The organism is Bacillus sp. 05T31, assembly GCF_056396725.1.
The window spans coordinates 1-2,971 of the sequence record NZ_JBFTMA010000568.1 but is presented as its reverse complement, the minus strand read 5'-3'; the positions used below and the strand labels follow the sequence as shown (position 1 = coordinate 2,971).

Sequence of the window (2,971 nt, the reverse complement as noted above, 5' to 3'; positions counted from 1 at the left end):
TTCAAACAAGAATTAGCAAAGTATATAGAATACTATAATCATAAAAGAATTAAGGCAAAATTAAAGGGTATGAGCCCGGTACAATACCGGGCTCATACCCTAGAGGCTGCCTAATGAAACGACCTGTCTAACTTTCGGGGGTCACTTCATTAAACGCCACGACTTTTTATATTAATTCGTACTAATTCCTCTCGCTGYCCAAATWCGATCGATTTCCGCGGCATGTTGTCCGCCGTATAAAAGAGCATCTGCTTGCTTAATCGCTTTCGCTCCATCACGGAATTTCGCATTTGGCGTTAATGACCAATGTGATTGTAAAATAATTTTTGTTGCTACATCACGTCCAAAAGATTGCGCCATTTCGTATTGACCTTGAGCCCAAATTTCCCCATCATTATGCACTTCATTCGTTATATCTTTCGGGTATACTTTATTCGTATCTAATCGGCGTAAGCACGTCGGATCTGAACTAGAATAAGCAGCCGCATCCCATTCTCCAATACATGCTTTCCCGTATCCTGTTGTCGATACTGCATCTTCATAAGTAGCACCTAAGAAGTCTCCAAATCCTTCTCCCATCGCTCCACCTTCTGGTGAACTTCCGAAGCCTGGCACTTGATTATCTTGAATAGAATGACCATATTCATGCGCAATAATGCCAGCATCTTCTGCATCATCTACTCCGCCAGTACCGAAAGTTAAAGCTTTCGTTGATGGAGAATAGAATGAATTATCGTCAGTTGTACCATTTACATTCACTTTAATCGAACGTTTATTAATATTTTGAAARCCTAATCCTTGAATGTAACGCTGTAATGTATCAATATGATAATATGACATAACATCTTCAAAACTATCATTTGCACGTGTATAGTTAAATTGTAAGYTTGTAGATTTCGTCTTCGCTTTTGAAGAAATCGTAACATACTCACCAATTAAAAATCCTGTACCATCTAAACCTTTTAACGTAACAGTTTTCAATTGATTCGTTAATGCTGTTGAATCTGCATCATTATTATCTTTTAACCCTGCTAAACTTCCACTAGATACGACAGGGTTAGGTAAAAATACTTTTCCTGTTCCTTCTGCTTTTCGGTTTATATCAACTTTTTTAATTAACTTTCCATTTTCCGCATCAATGAATGTTTCCCATGCACCGAATGGATTATTAGAATGGACTACCACTTTATATACAGGAATAGCGACTCCCTCTTCAACAATATATCCGAATTCTTTTTCTGTAGGAGCCCATAAGTTTTGCTCACTTTCTCCTCCAACATACGCCATCGATTTTTGTTCTGCATCTTTTTCACTAATTTTTTTCGTAACTTCCTTCACACCTGTAACAGGCTGATAATCAGAAACCGCAAGTAAGCCTTTTCCCTCTCCGTTAAGAGTAACTGTAATTTGTTTTGAAAATACAGGCGCACCATTGACCACTTGTTGGAACCTAACATATGAAGCTACTGATGTTTCTGTTGTAGAAATATATTGTAAGTCTGAAAGGTCTGCCTTCAATCCATATTCCGTAGCATGTCCTTTTAAATATTCAATTGCTTTTTTCTGTGGTGAATAAGCTTCTAGCTTTACTTGCTGTTGTTTTTCCAGTGCTGAAACAGTAGAAATTGTCCCCATTACTAATGGCACAGTCATTGCCATTGCCACCATTTTTTTGTTTAACATAAAACCACTCCCCCTAATAAATTGAAAACTTTACCCCATTCCTATAAGGCTATTCCTGTCCACAAGTAACGGAATAAAGTGAATCTACGAGTAATTCTATACAAACAATTCTATTACCTTTACATTTTGGGTAAGTGAAATTTTCTCAATATTTATGTGTAAAACGAGAAAAATACTGTAGAAATATATTTCTTTTGTAAATTTCTTTACCTTATGCTTTTTAAAGTAATGTATAAAAAAATAAGTTATTTTTTACCTAACGATAGGTTGAAAATAATATTAATGAATGATACGATTTATGTAACCTTTTTTATTAGGAGGACTTATCATGAGCAAAAGTGAAGAAACACTCTCTTCCATAGTCGAAGCAAGTTATCGACTATTTGCCGGTCACGGCATTGCCAAAACGACCTATACAATGATTGCTGAAGAAGTTGGTATTGCCAAGCCATCTATTTATTATTACTTTAAATCTAAAGATGCATTAATTGAAAGTATTTTTAATGAATTATGTGCAACGATGCAGTTCTCCTCATTCTTTCATACAGAAGAATTTACGAAAGAGAATTTCATTGAGAAATGTGTTGAAATTGGCTTTAAAATGATAGACGAACAACAGAAAGATCCTTATTTTAATCGTGTATTACAAGAATATGTATTACTATCTTCAAGAAACGATATGTACAAAGATCGATTACTAACTGTACAAACAGAATATTTAAACGGATTTGAATCACTCCTAACAAAAGCAAATGAACTTCAACTCATTCAAAATAAAAATCTAGTTTCAAAAGCTCATATGTTAGCATTAGTTCTTGATAATATTGGGAATTTTATGATGTTACATTTAGATATGGATTATAAACAAATATGGATTGAAGCTGTAAATAGCATTTTTGAAAGCAGGGATTGAAGTGAATACAAAAAAGCGCATTATCGGCTTAGATTTTGCTAGAGCGTGGGCAATGTTTGGAATGTTACTAGTTAATTTCATGGTGATAACAGGGGCGGAAGGAAATGGACCTCCTCTGTTAAAAACCTTTATGACACTTTTTGAAGGTAGAGCTTCTGCCTTGTTTGTTATACTTGCTGGGATTGGCATAACTTTAATGACTAAATCATCTGTTGCTAGCCAAGAGAAAATAAAAATCAATACCAGCCGCATATTGATTTGGAAACGATCACTATTCTTATTTATTTTAGGATTATTATTGTATGTAATGGAATGGACGGGTGATATTTTACACTACTACGGCGTTTACCTTTTCATCGCTGCATTACTAATTAC

At 34.9% G+C, this 2,971-nt stretch carries 4 protein-coding genes; 3 read left to right on the top strand and 1 reads right to left on the bottom strand.

Annotated elements, in window-relative coordinates; all coding sequences use genetic code 11:
* A partial coding sequence (locus tag AC1DJR_RS24320; RefSeq protein WP_142387517.1) for an IS3 family transposase occupies positions 1 to 114 on the top strand: 114 nt, incomplete at its 5' end.
* Positions 115 to 171: 57 nt separating this feature from the next.
* On the opposite strand, the gene AC1DJR_RS24315 is transcribed toward AC1DJR_RS24320, so the two are convergent.
* Positions 172 to 1,683, bottom strand: coding sequence for a M36 family metallopeptidase (locus AC1DJR_RS24315; RefSeq protein WP_477003697.1), 1,512 nt, complete (start codon positions 1,681 to 1,683; stop codon positions 172 to 174).
* Between the two features lie 328 nt (positions 1,684 to 2,011).
* Here AC1DJR_RS24315 and AC1DJR_RS24310 point away from each other — a divergent pair, with 328 nt between their 5' ends.
* Entirely contained in the window at positions 2,012 to 2,596 is a 585-nt protein-coding gene (locus AC1DJR_RS24310) for a TetR/AcrR family transcriptional regulator (protein WP_429692448.1), read from the top strand.
* Between the two features lies 1 nt (position 2,597).
* On the top strand, positions 2,598 to 2,971 hold a 374-nt coding region (locus tag AC1DJR_RS24305), incomplete at its 3' end, for a heparan-alpha-glucosaminide N-acetyltransferase domain-containing protein (protein ID WP_477003698.1).

Excerpts from the sequence above, each read along its gene's own strand:
- AC1DJR_RS24310 (WP_429692448.1), top strand. The coding sequence starts at position 2,012 with ATGAGCAAAAGTGAAGAAACACTCTCTTCCATAGTCGAAGCAAGTTAT.